A 19,464-nucleotide genomic window follows, 5' to 3' on the forward strand; every position below is an offset into this window, starting at 1 on the left:
GGGACGCGGGTGTCGACAGCACTCGCGCTGTCGGGGCCCGCATCGTCGTGCGACTGAAGGTTGTCGCAGCTCACCCCAGCGGTCTATGTTCGCCCACATAGCGCTTCGCTCTTCCATTGTGGCTGCGCACAGGAAGGCACGGAGGCGGGGCGATGGCAGGGAGGCAGGTATGACCGAATCCCCGGTCCGGGGCCGGATCGCCCGCCGTCGTGACGATCCGCTGTCCACGTGGATGCCCGCGGTGACCGACACCCTTCGCGCGATCAACGCCGAACAGGACCTTCCGCACGTCCTGGCCCTCATCGCCCGCCACGCATGTGAACTGCTGGATCTCAAGCAGTGCGCGGTCTATGTGCTGCAGTCCGACGCCACGTTCCGGCTGGAGGGCTCGCACGGGCTGACGCCCGACTATGTCGCGTGGGCCAACCTCGAACCGATGCGCCTGAGCGAAAGCACGGCGTCATCGGGCCCGCCAACGGCACGCGCCGCGCTGACCATGAACCCCGTGTGCGTGCGGAACATCTTCGACGAGCCGGGGCTGGACCGCTGGCACACGATGATGGCCCGGGAAGGCTTCCACAGCGTCCTGGCGGCCCCGCTACGAGCGGCCGACCGGACAGCCATGGGAACGATCACGGGGTACACGACGGAGGACCGGCTCTTCGAAGCCGAGCAGATCCGCCTGATGACGCTATTGAGCGACCATGCGGCGGTCGCCATCGCGGCCGCCCGGCGCCGCGATTCCGAGCGCGCCGCGATAGCCGAGCTCTCCTCCGCCAACGAGGAGTTGCTCGCGCATCAGCGGCGGGTGGCCCGGCTCCACTTCGTACAGCAGGAACTCACTCGGCTGCTGTTGCAGGACGTGGGCCTGTCCGGTATCGCCGAGTTCCTCGCCGGCGAACTGGACGCGGCGATCAGGATCGACAGCGACGACGGAACTGAACTGGCCACCGCGCCCGCGGACTCGCCGCTCCACCCATGGCTCGAGACGGTCGCGCACGACGAGGCCGGGACCGCGCGGGTGATGGAGGCCGGAGGCTCCGGCCAGGCGCGTGGCTCCAGCCGTACGGATCCGGTGGCGGTCTGTCTGGCCCCGACCACCGGGGCGGGCCTGTCGCGGACGCGGCTGTGGGCGGCGCGCACCTCACCGGAGCGCTTCGACGAGGACGAGCGTTGGGCGATGCAGGGCTGCGCGCTGCTGATCGCGCTGGAGCGCAGCCGTCTCGAGCGCCGGTCCGAGGCGGAGGCGCGGCTCACCAAAGACCTCCTCGCGGACCTGCTGTCACCGGCCGCGATGGTGCACTCGGAGTCCGTCATGGCTCGTGCCACGGCCCTGGGGCATCACCCTCACGGGCCGCACACGCTCGCGTTGTTCGTGCCCGTGCCGGACGACAGCGTCCCCGGCCCGGCAGCCAGGATCCCCCGGATGACCACCGCACTCCTCGACCTGACCCGGGGAATGCGGCCGCGGCCCATCGTCGGGTCGATCGGCGATTCCGTCGTCGTCCTGCTGCCGGGGGAGTACGCTCGCGGCGCTGAGGGCTCCCCACCGACGGCCTTGGGCTCCCTGGCCGGACACGCCCGGGAGGCGACCGGGGGAGCGGTACGGTGCGTTGTCGGCCCGCCGGTGCCGTCGCTCGCCGAGATCCAGCCCAGCCTCGCCGTCGCCTCCCGGGCGGGGAGTCTTCTGACCACTGCCTCGCCGGAGATCGTGAGCATGCCGGATCTCGGCGTCTACGCGCTGTTGCTGGAGTCCGGGAGCGGAGAGGCCCTGACGCGGTTCGCCGACGCCACGCTGGCACCGATCGCCGACTCCGACCTCAAGCGCGGCGGCTGGCTCCTCCCCACACTGCACACCTGGCTGCGCGCGGGTATGTCCACCCGCGGCACCGCCGAGCGGCTCTTCGTCCATCCGAACACGGTGGGCTATCGGCTGAAGCGGGTGGCCGCGGCGACGGGTCTCGATCTCTCCAGCCCCGCGGACCTCATGTCGCTCCAGCTCGCCCTCATGGTCTTCGAGGTGCGGGGCGATCCGCGCCTGCGCGGCGTGCAGCGGCAGGCCGGCTGATCCCTTGAGGGACAGCGCCCCCGGTGGTGGGACGATCCTCCGCCATCGAGGCACTGCCTCCGGGGCCCACTCCCGTCGCGCGGTCGAGACCGCGATTCGGCACAGTGCTTGTTTAAATCGACACCGTGTAGATTACTTTACCCATGAAGCCCAAGAAGACCGCGAACAAGCTGTGGGCGCTTGAAGGCCCCGTTTTGACCATGGCGCGCGGAGACCTGATGACCGGCGGCGCCGGTGTCGTCAAGATCCCGGTGCCGGTCTTTCTCATCGAACACGACCAGGGTCTCGTCCTGGTCGACACCGGACTGAACCCGGCCGCGGCTGAGAACGCCGAAGCCGTCTACGGGGACCTGATGTCGTTCCTGCTCATCGACTACCGTCCCGAACACACCGTCGAGCGGCAGCTCGCCGCCATCGGGCACCGGTGCTCCGACATCACCCACGTCGTCGTGTCACACGGACATTTCGACCACACGGGCGGAGTGAGTCTGTTCAGTGGCGCGCAGTTCTACCTCGGCGCCGGCGAGCTCGATCATGTCCACGCCGACGTCGGGGATCAGCTGCGGGCCTGCCGCGGGGAAGACTTCCTCTCGCTGGACCGGCGCGCCTTGACGGAGTTCGAGCACGACATCGACCTCTTCGGCGACGGGGCGATCGACGTGCTGCTGGTGCCGGGTCACACTCCGGGCAATGCCGCGGTGCTGGTCCGGCTGCCCACCCGGAGCGTCCTGCTCACCGCCGACACCGTGCATCTGCGCCACGCCTGGGAACACGAACTGCCGATGCCGATCGACCATGACCACGCGCGGGCTAGCGAGTCGATCCGTCGGCTCAAACGAATAGCGGCGGACGCGCACGCCGAGGTCTGGATTCCTCACGATCCGGACGATTGGCGGGCGTTCGGCGCCCCCGGCGCCTATCAGTAACTCCCTTGACCGTCACAGGCCACCACTGTGGTGGCGGCCTGTGACGGTCCCGCAAACCGCGGCGCTTCTGGGTGCGGCCGACGCCTGCAGCGGCATAGGGTGCCTGACGGTCCTATAGTGGTGTATACGTGGAAACGATCTATTCACCCACCTTTAAGTCCAAATGATATTAAAACTAAGGTATTGTTCCCATGGAAGAGAATGGGCACACCTTCTCGATGTGTCTGGATGAATCGGGGATCCGGTGCCGGGACCAGAAATTGGCGGAGGCCGCACTTCGGGTTCATGAGCGTTTGCGGTCCAGCACGGCGGCTGCGTATCTACGGACGCCGGATGGATCCCTTTCCGCTGCGGTGGTCCTGGACACGATCCTGAGCTTCGCTATCTCTCCGTGTATGGCCGAAGGGGACCGCCGCTTTGTGTCGGCGCTCGCGCATCAGAGCGGCGAGCTCGTGTGCATGGGCCCAGACGATTGGCGCCGCATCGTCCGTGAGACCCCTGCCTTCGTCCAGCATATGCCCTTCTCCATGCGGGCTGCCTCTGCTCCCATTCGCACGCCACGCCATCGCTTTGGTGCCTTGACTGTGCGGTGGATGCCGGATCGTCCACCTTCGGAAGAAGCTCTGGACTATATGAGGAGTGTCGCCGAAGAAGTCGCGTATTCCTTGGAAGAAATGGCTGACCAAGGTATTTCCATGATGGCTCCGAGTATTCCGCTGTTCGTCCCGGAAAGGGGGCCCGGGGAGACTTCCGTCGTATCCGTCGATGAGGCGGGAGAAGAACTCCCGGCTCCACGGGCAGGGCTGCGAAGTGCTTTTCTCTTCCAGTTGGAGAAAGTGGGTATGGAGCTCACCGCCGCCGACCGGGTCCGGGACGTCGTCGCCGCCACTCGGGCCGAGGTGGTGCGGCCGTTCGGCGGGAAGTCCGTGATGCTGTGTCTGGTGGAGCGGGGTCGGCTGCGGGTTGCGGGTTCCTCCGGCATCTCCAAGGACGATCTGCGGCGCGTCGACGGGCTCATCTTGACGGAGGGCACACCGGAGGGCCGCTGCACGCTGCGTGTCCAGCCGCTGCTCTTCGCGACTTCCCAGGAACTGAAGGCGGCCTATCCCGGTCTCGACCGGTACGACGACGGACGGGCGAGGGCCTTTTTGCCGTTGGTCTCCAACGGACGGGCGGCGGGCTGCTGTGTCGTGGTCTTCGAGAGCCTCCGCACGCTGGAGCAGGAGGAACTCGCCATTCTCATGATCATGCTCGGCCAGGTGAGTCAGTCGCTCGAGCGGGCCCGGTCCCGCGAGATCGACCACGCGGTCATCCAGGGCATGCAGAACGCCTTGCTGCCCCGCGGCCTGCCGCATCTGAGAGAGCTGGAGACCACCGCCCGCTATCTGCCGGCCACTGCCGGGACGGAGGTCGGCGGCGACTGGTACGACGTGATCAGACTGAGCGAGGGCGAGGTCGGAATGATCATAGGAGACGTCGAGGGACACAGCGCGGACGCGGTCGGGATCATGGGACAGTTGCGCAGCGGTGTGCGGGCCTACGCGATGGAGGGGCATGACCCCGCCAACGTGCTGGGCCGCAGCAATCGTCTGCTGTCCGAACTGGAGAGCGATCTCTTCGCCACCTGCTGCTGCATGTGGCTGAACCTCGAGACCGGTGTCGCTACCGTGGCCAGCGCGGGCCACTACCCTCCCCTCCTTGCTGACTCCCAGGGCCGCACCGCCTCCGCCCAGTTGAGGGCAGGTCCTCCATTGGGGATCGATCCGGAGGCGACATACCTGGAAACGGAGTTGGTAATCCCGCCGGGCGGTATCGCGGCCCTCTACACCGATGGGCTGCTCGACATCCGGGGCGAGGGTCCGGAGGCGAGCACTGTGCGACTACAGCGTGAAATCGCCGCGCATACGCGGGAGAATCTGGACGTCCTCGCGGACCGGCTCATCGACGTGTGCGGCGCGCAGGCACAGCGCGAAGACGACGTCGCCCTGCTGCTGATGCGTTACGAGGGCGCCCGGGGGCCCCACGGCCGGGTGGCCCATGTCTCTGTCCAGCGCCACGATGTGCAGCGGGTGCGCGAACTACGCCACCACCTGAGAGACCTGGTGTCCGACTGGGGACTCGCCCCACTCATCGAGGACCTTCAACTCTTGGTGTCGGAAGTCGTGACGAACGCGCTGATCCACGCGCACAGTGAAGTCGACCTCCGGATACGGGAACAGGTCGGCCGGCTGCGTGTGGAAGTACGCGACAGCGACCCTCATCCACCGGTCCCCGCGGCCAACCTCGATCTGGAGGAAGCGAGCGATGATGAGGCCGAGTCGGGGCGCGGGCTGCTGATTGTCGAGGCCGTGGCGTCCGCGTGGGGGAGTTCCCCGGCGGGGCGGGGCAAGACGACGTGGTTCGAACTGACCGTCCCGGAGAGTTGAGCGCCGACCGGAGCCGACCCCGCGCGCGGCCGGCCGGGGTCCGTGCCGTATACCGGTGCCGCGCCCCCGGTCGCGCGTCGGCAGGCGTTCAGCCGGAAGGTCCGGCCGGGCACCTACCGGGTCGTCCTTATCACCGTGGACGTGATCGGTCTGGACGGCGGCTGGATCGGCCGCACAGCCGATGGTGACGTCGCCTGCTTCCTCACCGACTTCCACGTCCTGCTCGACGCCGAGCGCGGCCATGAATTCGGTTCCGCGAAGCTCCGGCGCTGATCAGTACAGGAATGTGAAACGTCGGCTGGAAGGTAGGCCTATCCTGGCCGAACTGTCGTGGGGTGTCACCCTTTGGCTGGGGTCGTTGTCCTCCAGGTCGACGCTGACGGCGGCGAAGTCTGACCATCCGGCGAAACCGTCCCGGTCCGGGTCGACAAGCGCCAAAACTGTCGGATGCTGCGAAGTGACGGGCCCAACAGGTGAGTTGGTGGCATAAAGGGTGCCGCGCCCAGGGCCCGCCCAGCCCACCGGGGGTGGAGTCGCTCTGGTCACGTGCGTCCTTGGACTGAGCGTGGAGTCAGACCGAGGCCATCCGAGCGTGTGGCGAATACCCGGGGCAGCGACCAAGTTTGAGGCGCATTTCGGGCCTCCGGCCCCTACTTCGCAGGTTCAGGAGCTGTTCGCGGCGTCAGCGGCGTTGGAGTGCCAGTAGGTGACAAAAGCTGCGCCGATGTCCACGCTGAGCGGCTCCCCGGCGGACTCGTCCTCGCCCGGCGTGGGAACGGTCACCGGGTCAGTGGACTCGCCCCCGAAGTCCTGGAGCATCACCTGGAATTCCGTGAGCTCCTCGACCGGTCCCTCCGCTTCGCCGCTGCCGTCGGCGACGTTGATGCTGGCGAACGCCGTCGCGCCCGGCTTCAGGACGACGATGTCCCGCGGCTTGCTGCCCTTCAGAACCTCGGTCACGGCCTGCTGGTCCTCGCTGAACTTCAGATAGGGATAGCCGACCATTCGGCAGGCGTTGTCGGACACGTTCGTCGCATACAGCATGATGTGGTTGATCGGGCGGGGCTGGTCGGACGTTGAGAAGGTCAGCCCCTCGGTGGTGCACGAGTCGATATGTGCGCCGGCATCGGGGCGGGTGTCACCGTCGCCGCTGTCGTTACCGGGCGTCTGGTCGACGATCTCGGTGGCGTCGCCGCCCTTGAGGGTGACCTTCACCTTGACGGCCTTGGTCTTGGCGGCTGCCTCGAGCTCCTCGACGCTGCATGGCTTGGGGGAGTGGCCCTGGCCATCGCCGCAGAGGCCGCCCGAGCCCTGGACGTTGGCGTCCTCCGCCACCTTGATCCTGCGCTCGCCCACCATCAGCTCGCCCGGACCCTTGTAGGTCAGAGTGCCCGTGAACGTGCCGTCCGCGTCGTCCGCCCGGGAAGCGGTGGCCCCGAATGCCGTCGGCCTTGGTATCGGCAGCCTCGGGGTTGCAGGCGGAGAGGATCGGCACCGAGGCGATGAGCAAGCCGACACTGGCGACCTTGCGGATGAGCGACACGGAGAATCTCCTTGGACGGCAGGACCTGGCGATCGCCAGACCTGACGAGTGGATGTGCGACTCCTGCCGGCTCCGCGTGATGGCGGCACCCGGGAGCGGCTTGGTTGTTCGGCAGGGGTTTGTGTTCGGGTGGTGTCCGGCGGCCAGATCGTGATGGCAGGGTCTGATGCTCGGCCGACTTCGCGACGCCGAGCCACCACAGGCCCTGCCTTCATGCGGTGACCGCCTCGCGGTCACCGATCAGGAAAGCTCTCCGACCGGACAAGCCCGTTGATCGGTCCGGCAACAGCTTCTCAGCGCTACGGCTGGGGTTGACCGGCGAGCGGGCTGGACTCCGCGGGGTTCTCAGGGGGTGTTCCGAACAGCTTGGTGGCCAGGTCGCGGGTTTCGTCGGCCCAGGGTGCGGACCCGAGTGAGGACATGTCCACGTTGACCTCGGCGCGGGTGCCCTCGGCGTGGACGGTCTGTCCGTCTTCGGAGACCACGCGGAAGGCGTAGACCATGCTGCTCCTGCCGAGGCGCTCCATCCGGAAGCACACGTTGACGCGGCCGACGCCGCGTATCGGACTGCGATACCGGAACGTCTGCTCGAGCACGGCGTGCATCACGTCCGGGTGTGTCGGCACGCCGTCGACGAACGAGTACCCCGCTCGTGCCCAGATCCGAACCAGCGCGCGTTCGACCAGCAGCGGGTACCGGCCGTTGTGCAGGTTGCCCATGAAGTCGAGGTCGTCCAGGTGGACTTCGGCCGACTCGACGCACTCCGCAACGGACACCTCCGACGCGTTAACCATTGATCTCCTTCGAACCGCTCTTGCCATCCCCGGCCCCTCAGGCCAGGACACAGCCATGGCGAAAACGTGAGGGCACTGGGGCGACCGCTGAGCATCGCCTGCGAGCGGCCTTTGCCGCACGATGTTGTGGCACCACGATTCACGAACGCCGCCGAGGCGGCATCGGTTGATCGACCTATCTACGGCTGCGCACGTGACCGCGCCATGTTCGCGCAGCACCACGGAACATGGGTCACCCGGCTCGCAGAACTGACGGGCCGGTGTCGCCGGAGGCCCCGGAGTCGAGAAGGCGTCGGGCAACCGGGCCATCCGTGACAATTCCGTCGATCAGGCCGGACTTGAGGATGGCGCGGATGGCGTCCGCCTTTCGGGCGTCCCCGGCAATGCCGATCACTTCTGGAACCTTCCGCAGCTCCTCGATCTCTATGGAGATCACGCGGTCGCTCCCCTCAGGCCCAGATGGCCCGCAACCTCGCTCTTGACGTGGGTGTGTGCCTCGAGTCGTTGCGCTTTGTGATCCGTGACCGGGGCGGGCAATACGCCGAGTCCTTCGACGCCGTCTTCGAAGCTGAGGGCGTCGAAACCGTCAAGGTCGCCCCGGCAGTCCCCGCGGATGAACGCACACTGCGAGAGGGGCATCGGGGGAGGCTGCGGCGCGAGGCCCTCGCCACCTGTTGCTCTGGAGCGAGTGCCACACTCTCCGTGTTCTCAGCACCTGCGCCGGACACTGCATCGGACATCGACCGCATCAGGCCCGAGAGCGGTTACTTCCTCTCGCCGACCACCACACTGCGCCGCTGACCGACCTGAAAACCCCACGACGGCTGTTCCAGACTCGCGGTCGTACTGGGCTGCTAAAGGATCTCGAAGTGTCCGAACCGGGAGGAGGCCAGGGCGCGGAAGTGGCGGGAGTTGCGGGTTGCGATCTTGGGGTGTCCAGGCGCTCCGCCGCGGTCATGACGGAGGCGTCGATGATACCGAGGGGGAAGGGTAACGGCCGACGAGCTCGGCGATCCGGGGCCAGTCCTGGTCTTCGACCGGTTCGACTCGAAAGGCGCCTGCGGTGATGTCCTCGATGAGGGCGAGCTCGGCTTCGGCGGCCTTCTTGGCGCCAACGGCGCGTGACCCGGGTGTTGATGAAATACGAGACCTCCGCCAGGACGAGCTGGGGGATCACGAGTTCGCCGTCGAAGCCCTCCAGCAGCGCCGCGGACAGGGCGTGGTCAGGGTCGTCCGCGATAGTTAGGCGAAGACGGGACCTGCGTCGACGATCAGCTTCACGCGTCGTCTGCTTCCCCACGCATGCAGGCCTTGAGATCGCGGGCGTAGGGCGCGCTGCTACCGGCGTGTAGCACGCCTTTGCCCCCCGGAGGGCGCGGACGGGGTGTGACACGACGAGTCTGGATAGTTCTTTGGTGACCGGTTCGTCCACGGTGATGCCCTGGGCCGCCGCCGGCTGGCGCAGGCGGGCCTCAAGGTCTTCGGGCACCTGAATCGACATGCAGTCAGAATATCGCGGGACACACCGCGGGGAGAGATCCGCAGGGGCCGAATCGGCGCGAGCCTCCCCACCGGCCGCGGCACGACGACGTGGTTCGGAATGCTGATTCCGGCCGGATGACCGGGACCGCGGCGCGATCCCGGTCATCCGGCGTCGGCTTCTCCTCCATGCGTTGGCTATGGCCTTCCGGCTACGGCTGGGTCATCTGCCGGTACGCCCCGTAGAAGTCCTCCAGATGGTCCGTGCGCATGATGCGGCCGTGTGCGAGGTGATGCACATCGGTCGCGCGGAACGAGATGCCGCGGTGGGTCGCCGGGACACCGAGGAACGGCCTGACCTGGGTGCCGGTGAGGGTCTCGCGGAAGGTGACCACGGATCCGCTGACATGGATGGCATCGATACGGACCCGGAGGTCGGGGAACGTGGCGACGATGTCGTCGAGGACGTGCTGTTTCATGCCCTCGCGGCCGGTCCCCTGGCCGGGTGCCAGGGGCACGTCGACGTAGTCCTCGGCAAGGATCCGGTCATAGATACCCGCGTCACCGCTTTCGAAGGGGCGGTAGAGCAACAGGGCCGTTCGGGCCACGGCGGAGCGCGCGAGCGTCGCGCGGGCCTGCCGGCTGAGGCCCCCCTCCGGCACCCATGCGGAAGGCCGCTGCCGGCCGGCGGCCGTCGATGGGGTCGTGGCATCGGTGGCGTCCGGTTCCGCGGTCGCTGTTGGGATATTCGCGGCCGCGAGGAGCACGAGCAGGGCGCTGCCCAGCACGATGCCGTACCGGTGCGAACGCCTCAGGCGAAGCATGCGGGCGATCCGCGTGCGGAGGGACACGATTCATCTCCTCGCTGTCATGGGATGGGCCCGCGCGGGTCGGCGCGGGAGTCGGGTCGGCTTTCTCCACATGGACGGTGAGCCGACCAGTCCGCACCAGCGCTGCTCTCTCGGTCAGGTCCGCCACCTTCGGGCGCACCGACATGACACGCATACGCATGGTGAGACCTTCGGTGGTCGGCTACGCTGCCACATTCCGCTGTCGGCCCGACCGCAGCCAGGGCTGCGCTCACCCTCGGGCCGTCGCCCCCTGGCTGGAGCGGGGGCGTCACCGGCCTGGCCCGGGGTGAGGACGGAAGTCATGGCCCGCCTACGTGTCCCCGGGCCTACCGGACGCCCCTGATGACGCCGGATGTGGTGCTGGCGGAGAGGGCGTACTCCTCCCACGTTTCGCAGCCGTACCGTCCACCGGTAACGACCATGACTGTTCACCATCACCCCTGCGGGCCGAAGGCGGCAGGGGCAGCCGCAGCAGCGCTTCCCCCGGAGCCATCGTCATGCACCTGGTCCCGTGGTCTCCTGACTCCCTCGTGGGCGGGACTCCGGAATTGGCCTCGTCGTCTGGGACACCTTCACCTTGTCAGCCCATTCGAGGCGCGGGTCCGGCGGCGCGCGGAAGGCGTGCACCTGACTCAGTCGCCGTTCGATCCGATGGATCTCGTCTTCGTCGCTTCCGGGTATCTGCCTGCGCATGGCGATCAGTTTGGGTGCCAGATACCGAGCGCTGGCGCTGTCATGGAGGCGAGCCCACTCGTGCGTGGCACGGTCCACGGCTGCCACGACCTCCTCGGCGTCCGGCGGCTCGCCCCCGGACAGCCGGGAAGCGGCGGCGACGAGCCACAGCTCGCACGCCTTGCTCGGATCGTCCGCGACGCGAGCCAACTGGGCCCGTACTTCGATCCAGTGAATCGCCTCCGGAGAGGCAGGCCCGTAGGTGCGCAGCGCGCCCTGCTCCAAGAGGGCGACCATGCCCATAGCCTCGTGGTGCCGCCCGCCGTGCGCGGCGTTCCAGATCATCGAGTGCACTTCCTGCATCGGGGGAGGCGCGACCTTGATGGACGGCACCGGCACCGGGGTGATGATCGCCGGGTACAGGTTGGTGACGGTCTGCGACATGTCCCGCTCGGTGCGTGCGTCGAAGATCACCACGACTGCCACTCCGGCGATGACCAGGAACATACCGGTGACCGCGGTCTCGGACGGCACCTGCCCCAGCCAGATCCAGGCGATGAACGCGGCGACCGGCGCCTCCATCAGGAGCACCAGGCTGACCGTGATGGCCGACACCCTGCCCAGCACGAAGTTGAGCATCGACAGGCCCAGCATCTGCGGCAACAGCAGCAAGCCGAGCACGGCCAGCCAGGTGGCTGTGTCGAATCCGACCAGCTGTATCCCGCCCACGAGGCACACCACCAGCAGCACCACCGTGGACACACCGAAACAGGCGACTGAATACGAGGGTGTGCTCACCGTCGCACGGACCTGGCCGCCGAGTTCGGTGTAGACCGCGACCGCGACGGCTCCGACGAGGGCGAGCAGGTCACCGAGGAGTGCCGTGCCCTGGACTTGGAAGTCCCCGCCCGTGGCCACCACCGCGCCGAGCACGGCGATGCCCGTTCCGACCCAGGTGCTCCTGGGCAGCTTGCGGCCCAGAAGCACCGAGATCAGGCCCTGCCAGATTGGCTGGGTGGAGACCAGCGCTGCCGCGGTGGTGACCGAGGTGAGTTGGGTACTGGGCATGAACGTGGCGAAGTGCGTCGCCAGTGCCACACCCGCGAACACGCTGTAGCGCAGCTCTCGCCGCCTGTTCTTGCGCAGCAGACCGCGTAGTTCGTCGCCGCGCTTGACCGCGACCACCGGGCCCAGGGCGCAGGCGCCGAGCCCATTACGCCACAACGCGAGCGCCAGCGCGGGCGCCGCCGCGAACGCCGTCAGCGGAGCGGTCATGGAGATGGCCAGAACGGCCAGAACGAGGGCTCCAGCGTTCACGGCGCTCTTCGGTTTCACCCTTCTCTTCCCTTCTCTTCCCTTCTTGTCCGCGCAGCCCACCCCGGCGAGCGCCTGCGGCGCGCCGTAACCGCGTCATGATGCGAGGCAGGGCTGTGGTCGGTCCCCGGAGCTGTCAGGAGTTGTTAGCGGCGTCGGCGGCGTTGGAGTGCCAGTACGTGACATAGGCGGCGCCCACGTCGACGCTGAGCGGCTCCCCGGCGGACTCGTCCTCGCCCGGCGTGGGAACGGTCACCGGGTCAGTGGACTCGCCCCCGAAGTCCTGGAGCGTCACCTGGAATTCCGTGAGCTCCTCGACCGGGCCCTCCGCCTCGCCGCTGCCGTCGGCGATGTTGATGCTGGCGTACGCGGTCGCGCCCGGCTTCAGGACGACGATGTCCTGGGGCTTGCTGTCCTCCAGGACCTGGGTCACGGCCTGCTGGTCCTCGCTGAACGTCAGATAGGGGTAGCCGACCAGTCGGCAGGCACTGTCGGACAGGTTGGTCGCCTGCAGCATGATGTGGTTGATCGGGCGGGGCTGGTCGGACGTCGAGAAGGTCAGCCCCTCGGTGGTGCATGCGTCGACGTGTGCACCGGCATCGGCGCGGGTGTCACCGTCGCCGCTGTTGTCACGGGGGGTCTGGTCGATGATCTCGGTGGCGTTGCCGCCCTTGATGGTGACCTTCACCTTGACGGACTTGGTCTTGGCGGCTGCTTCGAGCTCCTCGATGCTGCAGGACTTGAGAGAGTGGCCCTTGCCATCGCCGCAGAGGCCGCCCGCACCCTGGATGTTGGGGTCCTCCGCCAACCCGATCTCGCGCTCGCCCACCATCAGCTTGCCCGGGGCCGTGTAGGTCAGAGTGCCGGTGAACGTACCGTCTGCGGCATTGTTCGCCCGGGAGGCGGAGGCGGAGGCCCGGGTGTCGTCCACCTCGGTGTCGGCATTCCCGGGGTCGCAGGCGGCCAGAAATGGGGCCGAGGCGACGAGCAGACCGACACTGGCGACGTTGCGAACGCGGATGAGCGACATGGGCCTATCTCCCTGGGTGGCAGGCTTGGCACTCACCAGACCTGACGGGTTGTGAAGTGATGCTTCCGGCTCGTGGTGACGTCACCCGGGAGCGCTTGGCTGATCGACAGGGCTCTTGCTTGGTGATCTGGCAGCAGGTCAAGGCGTGATGGCAGGGCCTCCTGGTGCTCGGCTGGCTTCGCGACCCCGAGTCACCAGGAGTCCTGCCTTCCTGTGGCGCCGCGAGGTCACCCGATCAGAAACCTTGTTGGACCGGACAAGCCCCCTGATCGGTACGGCAACGGATTCTCGGATTCACGGCTGGCGTTGACCGGCGAACGGCCTGGACTCCGTGGTGTCCTCAGGGGACGGGCCGAACAGCTTGGTGGCCAGGTCGCGGGTCTCTTCGGCCCAGGGCGCGGAGCCGAGCGAGGCCATGTCCACGTTGACCTCGGCGCGGGTGCCCTCGGCGTGGACCGTCTGTCCGTCCTCGGAGACCACGCGGAAGGCGTAGACCATGCTGCTCCTGCCGAGGCGCTGCATCCGGAAGCACACGTTGACGCGGCCGACGCCGCGAATCGGGCTGCGATACCGGAACGTCTGCTCCAGCACGACGTGCACCACGTCCGGATGTGTCGGCACACCATCGACGAACGAATACCCCGCCCGCGCCCAGATCCGTACCAGGGCACGTTCGACCAGCAACGGGTACCGGCAGTTGTGCAGATTGCCCATGAAATCGAGGTCGTCCAAGTGGACTTCGGCCGGTTCGACGCACTCCGCCACGGCCACCTCCGACGCGCTGACCATCCGTCTCCTTCAACCGTTCTTTCCTGTCCCCCCGGGCGTACGGGCCGGGACGCAGGCCTGGCGGATACTGAGTGCGGGCATCGGGGCGACCGCTGAGCTTCACCACGCGGCAGCCTTCGCCGCATGACGTTGTGGCACCAGGATTCACGGACGGCCGCCAAGGCGGCATCGGTCAACCGACCTATCCGGACGGGGGAGAGTCGAGTCTCGCGTGGATGGGAGCCGCCGCCATGCGTCACGTCCGCCCGGCGGTTCAGTTCCCGCGATTGCCAAAGGAGACGACAGCCTTCGGGCGCGACCCTGTAGTCTGCAGGCAGAAAGTGTCTTTCTGCTGGGCTTTCGGAGACCTTGGACTGGCCTCATCGACCCAGCTCAGCAGGTACTTTCGCCGCCCCGATCACGACCCGGTCGCCACTGCGTGTGAAACCCGGATGTCAGGGGCGTTCAGGTGTCTGGGTTGGCCTGGGCCAGCGTCTCCGCTCGCCAGGCCCGCGCCACCAACCGCTCGGCGGTTCCACACGATGTGCTGCCTCTGTGCAACGACGTACCAGGCAGGGCAAGCATCCACCATCCGGAGAGGCGACATGAGTCAGGAAAACGCATCCGCAGCCCTCGACGCCGACAGTGGCTACGCTCTCGGCACGACCGAGAAGGAGTACGAGCGTCTTCGTCAACAGGCCCAGGTGTGGGCTGATACCACAGAGGCCTTCCTCCGCAGGGCGGGCATACCCGAGGGCGCGCGCTGCCTCGACGTCGGATCGGGCCCCGGGGAGGTGATGCGATTGCTCTCCCGGCTCGCGGGCCCGTCCGCGACGGTGACCGGTGTGGACATCGACGGCGTCATTGGTCGCGAGGCGCTGCGACGATTGCGGGACGAGGAGAGCGGGAGGTTCGAGTTCCACGAACTCGACATCGAATCGGCTGACCGGATACCGGGCGGCCCCTACGACGTCGTGTTCACCCGACTCGTCCTGCTCCATTTGCGAAACGCGGTCGCGGGAGTCCGCAAGATGTACGAGGCCGTGGCCCCCGGCGGCCTGCTGATGGTGCAGGACTACGACCTGAGGACGTGGGAGACGCTGCCGTCATTCGAGGACAGTGACCTGCCGCGCGAAGTCTTGATGGAGACACTGCGGGCCAGCGGCAGGGAGCCGCTCATCGGCCCGAAACTGCCAGCGATTTTCCAAGCTGCCGGAGTGCCGGAACCGGTGGAGTGCCGGCAGATGGGTGCCATGTCCTTCCGGAAGGACGGCGGCATGGAAGTCGGGTTCAGGGTGCTGCACAGCACGCTCCCGGCCGCGTTGCGTCTCGGCGTTGTCACCGAGGAGCGGGTGCAGCGGTTCTTCGCGAACGTGGACCAGCGCATGCGGGGTGACGAACTGCTGTACCAGGTGTCTCCCTCGATGGTCGCAGCCTGGGTTCGCAAGCCGCTCTAGCCTTCCCGTTCAGCTCGGGTTGGCCGAGCTCGGTCTCGGCACCGCTCTTCGAATACTTGGGAGACACCCGTGCACAGGCTGATCCAGCACAATCGCCTTCGCCCGGAAGAACCACTCAGCTCACCGTTCGGCCAGTACGTTTTGCCCTACGACACGCTGGGCGGCGGCGCGAGTGCAAATCGTAACTGACGACAACTGTTCCAGCTGACTGACCGTCAAGATATATCGCTGAGCGGCGATGAATTGGTGTGGTGACGTGAGGCCGACAGTACTCATTCTTTGGTCGGCAGAGACTCCTGCGGCCCAATGGGGCTGCCGAGGGGGGTCCGGCGACGTGTGGGCCGCAGGAGTTCTTGGATGCTAGACAGCAATCGAGTCGGCCGTCAATAACGGACTTCTGATCAACGTAGTTCCACGCCACATAGTCGAAGGCTCGATTGAGCTGGCATCCACATAATTCGCTGCTCGAATGAGCAATAGTGCTTGTTCTGACGGGAATTTCCTGTGTCCGGAGCACCGCAGACAAAGCCGCTTGACACATCAGAGCTTCGGATTCTCGGCGCGCCGGGGGGCTGGCGACCGCACCACCCACGCTCGTGGGTGCGGCCCAACGGGCGTCGCTCCCCGGTCGGGACGATCCGAGCGGGGAGCGACGAGCTTCCGGCCAAGCCGACACCTGCGGGATATCGGCCACCCCCGCGGGCACGGGTCGATCCCAGCCCGTCCTGGCAGACGGCCCCGATGGCTGGATCCGCTCTCCAAGCCGTACGTCGCCTGCCGGGTTACCTGATGTGTTGGCCGCGCAGATCACGGCTCCGGCGTCGTAAGGGCGGTCAGGACGGGGGATGCGAGCAGTACGCAGGTGTTGGCCGCCCGGTCGCGTCCTGTCCGCGTGTGTGCCGCGGGCTGGGAGAGCGGTCGGGTCCGCCGAGGTGATCATCGCCAACGGCATCGCCACCACCGTCAGGGACCACTGACGCCGACCTGCGTGGACGGCCGGATTGACCGGCCATTGGCTCGCCTCGTCGGAAAGTTGATCAGCGTACTGCTTAACCTGCGGATCGGCTTCGTATACTCTCGAACCGGCCATCAAGGGCCTGCGCCTGGGGCAAAGTCGTCACGCGCGTAGCGAAATCACGTCGAGTCTTGTGCCGAATCTGACACGTGGGTCGCGCGGGAGACGTTCCGACTGGAAGGCGTTCTGGGGGATGCAGAAGGTGAGACAAGAGCCTTTTGCGTCGCGCCCGGCCCAGCTGCGTGCTCGGGCGCGCGAGGCAGAGGCAGTCGAACGGCTCGTCCGGGCGGCACGCTCGGGACAGGGTGGCGCACTGGTCCTGCTCGGCGAGGCCGGTATCGGCAAGACCACGCTGCTCGCCTACGCCTCGGACGCGGCGACGGGCTTCGAGTCGTTGCGCGCGGTCGGCGTCGAGTTCGAGATGGACCTTCCGTTCGCGGCTCTTCATCAGCTGTGCGGGCCGCTCCTGCACTGGATCGATCGGCTTCCCGGCGCTCAGCGAGGGGCGCTGGAGGCGGCGTTCGGGTTGCGCAGCGACGTGGTGGCCGACCCGTTCCGTGTCGGACTCGCCGTCCTCGGTCTGCTGACCGAGTCCTCCCGCGAGAGGCCGGTCCTGTGTGTCGTGGACGATGCCCAGTGGCTCGACAGTGCGTCGGCGCGTGTCCTGTCCTTCGTCGCTCGGCGGGTTGGGTCCACGGGGGTGGCCTTCGCGTTCGGGCTGCGTGATGTGCCGGGCAACGATGTGCTGCGGGAACTGCCGATGCTCACGGTGCTCGGCCTGCCCGAGGGAGAGGCCCGCGCGCTGCTGGCCGCGGAAGTCCTGGCGCCACTCGACGCGGCGGTCCGCGAAAGGATCATCGCTGAGGCGCGTGGCAATCCGCTCGCGCTGCTGGAGCTGGCGCGCAGCGCGGGTCCGGCAGCCATCGCGGGCGGTTTCGGCCTCCCGGACACGGTCACGGGGAGGATTGAGCGGAGCTTCCACGATCGCGTCGCGGCACTGCCTGACACCACCCGACGGCTGCTTCTGGTCGCCGCGGCGGAGCCGGTCGGTGATCCGGGGCTGCTCCAGCGTGCCTGCGCCTACCTCGGCACGGACATCGGGGCGGCGGCCCCGGCGGAGGCGGCCGGGCTGCTGGAGCTCGGCGCACGTGTACGGTTCATCCATCCCCTCGTACGGTCCGCTGCCTACCGGGCCGCGTCGTTGGCCGAGCGCCGCGCCGCTCACTCGGTACTGGCCAGGGCAACGGACCCGGAGCGGGATCCCGATCGACGCGCCTGGCACCGGGCTCAGGCGACGACAGGCGTGGACGAGGATGTCGCGGCCGAATTGGAGCAATCGGCTCAGCGCGCACAGGCCCGTGGCGGTCTGGCCGCGGCGGCGGCCTTCCTGGAGAAAGTCGCCGCACTGACGCCGGACCCCGCCCGCCGGAACGAACGCCTGCTGTCGGCGGCGCAGGCCAAGCACAACGCCGGCGCTCCGGACGAGGCGCTGAACCTGCTCGCCGCGATGGACACCGGTCTACTCGACGGCCTCCAGCACGCCAGATCGCTACGCCTGCGCGGCCAGATCTCGTTCTCGGTGCAGCGGGGAAACGAGGCGCCGCCGCTGCTGCTCGAAGCGGCGCGACTGCTCAGCCCCCTTGACCCGGGCCTTGCCCGCGAAACGCTCCTCGAGGTGCTGTGGGCGGCGGCGTGGGCGGGCCGGTTCGGGCATGCCGAGAAGGTCGTCCGGGCGGCCGAGGCCGTACTTGCCGGCACCTCTCCTCCGCAGCCTCCAGGAGCAGCCGACCTTCTGCTTGATGGCCTGGTGAAGCTCTTCACCAGAGGACTGGCGGCAGCCGTACCGGATATCCAAGCCGCGCTCCACGCCTACCTTCGATCAGAGGAAACACTGGCCCTTCCGTTCGCCTGCCGCGCAGCCTGGGGCGTATGGGACGACGATGCCCTGGATGCGCTCAGCACACGGCTGAACACGACCGCTCGGGACTCGGGAGCGCTCGCCGTGCTGCCGGTTGGTCTCAATTTCGAAGCATGGCTGCGCCTGCACCAGGGATACTTCGACAGGGCCGGCGAGCTCATCCAGGAAGCCGATGCCGTGGCAGAGGCGACCGGCGCGCCGAAGACGAAGTACGGGGCAGCGTTCCTGGCCGGATGGCGCGGTGACCCGGACCAGGGTGGGCGGCTCCTGGAGGCCAGCGCACAGGAAGCGGCCTCGCGCGGAGAGGCGACCGCGGTCACGATCACCGAGTTGGCCACCTCGGTGCTGCACAACGGCGGCGGCCGCTATGACGCCGCGCTCATCGCCGCGCGGAAGGCTGCGGAGCAGGTCCGGATCTCGGCGTTCGGCGTATGGGCCCTGCCCGAGGTCGTCGAGGCCGCCAGCCGCCTGGGACAGACGGACGTGGCGATCAACGCGGCCGATCAGCTGTCCGAGAGGACCCTCCCCTGCGACACCGACTGGGCCCTCGGCGTCGAAGCCGCGACACGAGCCCTGATCGCGGACGACACCGTGGCGGAGGACCTCTATCGCGAGGCGATCGAGCGACTGGGACGGACACGCATACGCGCGCAACTGGCCCGGACCCACCTCGTCTACGGCGAGTGGCTGCGTCGCCAGAGACGCCGTACCGATGCTCGTGCTCAGTTGCTCACGGCGCACGAGATGTTCACCGCGATGGGTGCCGAGGCGTTCGCGGCGCGAGCGGAAGGCGAGCTGAGGGCAACGGGCGGGTTCCGTCGCCCGGTGGACGGTCCTGAACGGCCCACCCTCCGCGAACCCAAGGCCGCGCGTCCCGTCGCGCCGCCGTCGGAACTGCCCGCGGGACTGACCGAGCGGGAGGTGCAGGTGCTCTGCTTGGCGGCCCAAGGACTGCGCAATCGGGAGATCGGCATGAAGCTGTCGATCTCGAGCCGGACAGTTGGGCACCATCTGGCCCACATCTATGACAAGACCGGCCAGCGGACCCGGGCCGGTGTGACGCTGTTCGCCATGGAACACGGGCTGCTTCCCTGACAGTCCCTGGCCACTGTGGGCGATCACAGCATCCAGGCGTCCACCAGGTGCGGCGGCAGGGGCGCCGCAGCGCGCCGCGCCGATCGCCCGGGTGCGGCGGCCAGAAGG

General features: G+C 67.9%; 14 protein-coding genes. 6 read left to right on the top strand and 8 right to left on the bottom strand.

Annotated elements, in window-relative coordinates; translation table 11 throughout:
- The first annotated feature begins 169 nt into the window (after positions 1-169).
- From HUT19_RS33270 to HUT19_RS33285, 4 genes are all read left to right on the top strand, one after another.
- Positions 170-2,068 (top strand): helix-turn-helix domain-containing protein, encoded by a 1,899-nt coding sequence (locus tag HUT19_RS33270; RefSeq protein WP_176183989.1) that lies wholly within the window; start codon positions 170-172, stop codon positions 2,066-2,068.
- A gap of 143 nt (positions 2,069-2,211) precedes the next feature.
- Complete coding sequence (locus tag HUT19_RS33275) at positions 2,212-2,994, top strand: N-acyl homoserine lactonase family protein (RefSeq protein WP_176183990.1); 783 nt, start codon at positions 2,212-2,214, stop codon at positions 2,992-2,994.
- 842 nt (positions 2,995-3,836) lie between these two features.
- Positions 3,837-5,420: an ATP-binding SpoIIE family protein phosphatase gene (locus HUT19_RS33280; protein WP_176183991.1), complete on the top strand. Its 1,584-nt coding sequence runs from the start codon at positions 3,837-3,839 to the stop codon at positions 5,418-5,420.
- A 42-nt stretch (positions 5,421-5,462) separates the two neighbouring features.
- Complete coding sequence (locus HUT19_RS33285) at positions 5,463-5,693, top strand: hypothetical protein (protein ID WP_176183992.1); 231 nt, start codon at positions 5,463-5,465, stop codon at positions 5,691-5,693.
- Between the two features lie 390 nt (positions 5,694-6,083).
- On the opposite strand, the gene HUT19_RS33290 is transcribed toward HUT19_RS33285, so the two are convergent.
- The 8 genes from HUT19_RS33290 to HUT19_RS33320 form a co-directional block, all read right to left on the bottom strand.
- Positions 6,084-6,779, bottom strand: a complete 696-nt coding sequence (locus HUT19_RS33290) for a DUF4232 domain-containing protein (RefSeq protein ID WP_176183993.1) — start codon at positions 6,777-6,779, stop codon at positions 6,084-6,086.
- A gap of 483 nt (positions 6,780-7,262) precedes the next feature.
- Positions 7,263-7,757, bottom strand: coding sequence for a thioesterase family protein (locus tag HUT19_RS33295; RefSeq protein WP_176183994.1), 495 nt, complete (start codon positions 7,755-7,757; stop codon positions 7,263-7,265).
- A 232-nt stretch (positions 7,758-7,989) separates the two neighbouring features.
- Positions 7,990-8,193 (bottom strand): sugar-binding domain-containing protein, encoded by a 204-nt coding sequence (locus tag HUT19_RS33300; RefSeq protein ID WP_217712303.1) that lies wholly within the window; start codon positions 8,191-8,193, stop codon positions 7,990-7,992.
- Entirely contained in the window at positions 8,190-8,396 is a 207-nt protein-coding gene (locus HUT19_RS42340) for a hypothetical protein (RefSeq protein WP_217712304.1), read from the bottom strand. The genes HUT19_RS33300 and HUT19_RS42340 overlap by 4 nt, the downstream gene beginning before the upstream one ends.
- A gap of 1,052 nt (positions 8,397-9,448) precedes the next feature.
- Positions 9,449-10,087 (bottom strand): ester cyclase, encoded by a 639-nt coding sequence (locus HUT19_RS33305; protein ID WP_176183995.1) that lies wholly within the window; start codon positions 10,085-10,087, stop codon positions 9,449-9,451.
- Between the two features lie 495 nt (positions 10,088-10,582).
- A complete protein-coding gene (locus tag HUT19_RS33310) occupies positions 10,583-12,076 on the bottom strand; it encodes a DMT family transporter (protein ID WP_217712305.1) in 1,494 nt (497 codons plus the stop codon).
- A gap of 133 nt (positions 12,077-12,209) precedes the next feature.
- Complete coding sequence (locus tag HUT19_RS33315) at positions 12,210-13,103, bottom strand: DUF4232 domain-containing protein (protein WP_176183996.1); 894 nt, start codon at positions 13,101-13,103, stop codon at positions 12,210-12,212.
- A gap of 294 nt (positions 13,104-13,397) precedes the next feature.
- Complete coding sequence (locus HUT19_RS33320) at positions 13,398-13,892, bottom strand: thioesterase family protein (protein WP_176183997.1); 495 nt, start codon at positions 13,890-13,892, stop codon at positions 13,398-13,400.
- Positions 13,893-14,476: 584 nt separating this feature from the next.
- On the opposite strand from HUT19_RS33320, the gene HUT19_RS33325 reads away from it, so the two are divergent.
- A complete protein-coding gene (locus tag HUT19_RS33325) occupies positions 14,477-15,328 on the top strand; it encodes a methyltransferase domain-containing protein (RefSeq protein ID WP_176183998.1) in 852 nt (283 codons plus the stop codon).
- Positions 15,329-16,545: 1,217 nt separating this feature from the next.
- Positions 16,546-19,356 (top strand): helix-turn-helix transcriptional regulator, encoded by a 2,811-nt coding sequence (locus HUT19_RS33330; RefSeq protein ID WP_254885914.1) that lies wholly within the window; start codon positions 16,546-16,548, stop codon positions 19,354-19,356.
- Positions 19,357-19,464: the final 108 nt, after the last annotated feature.

The organism is Streptomyces sp. NA02950 (genome assembly GCF_013364155.1).
GTDB lineage: Bacteria > Actinomycetota > Actinomycetes > Streptomycetales > Streptomycetaceae > Streptomyces.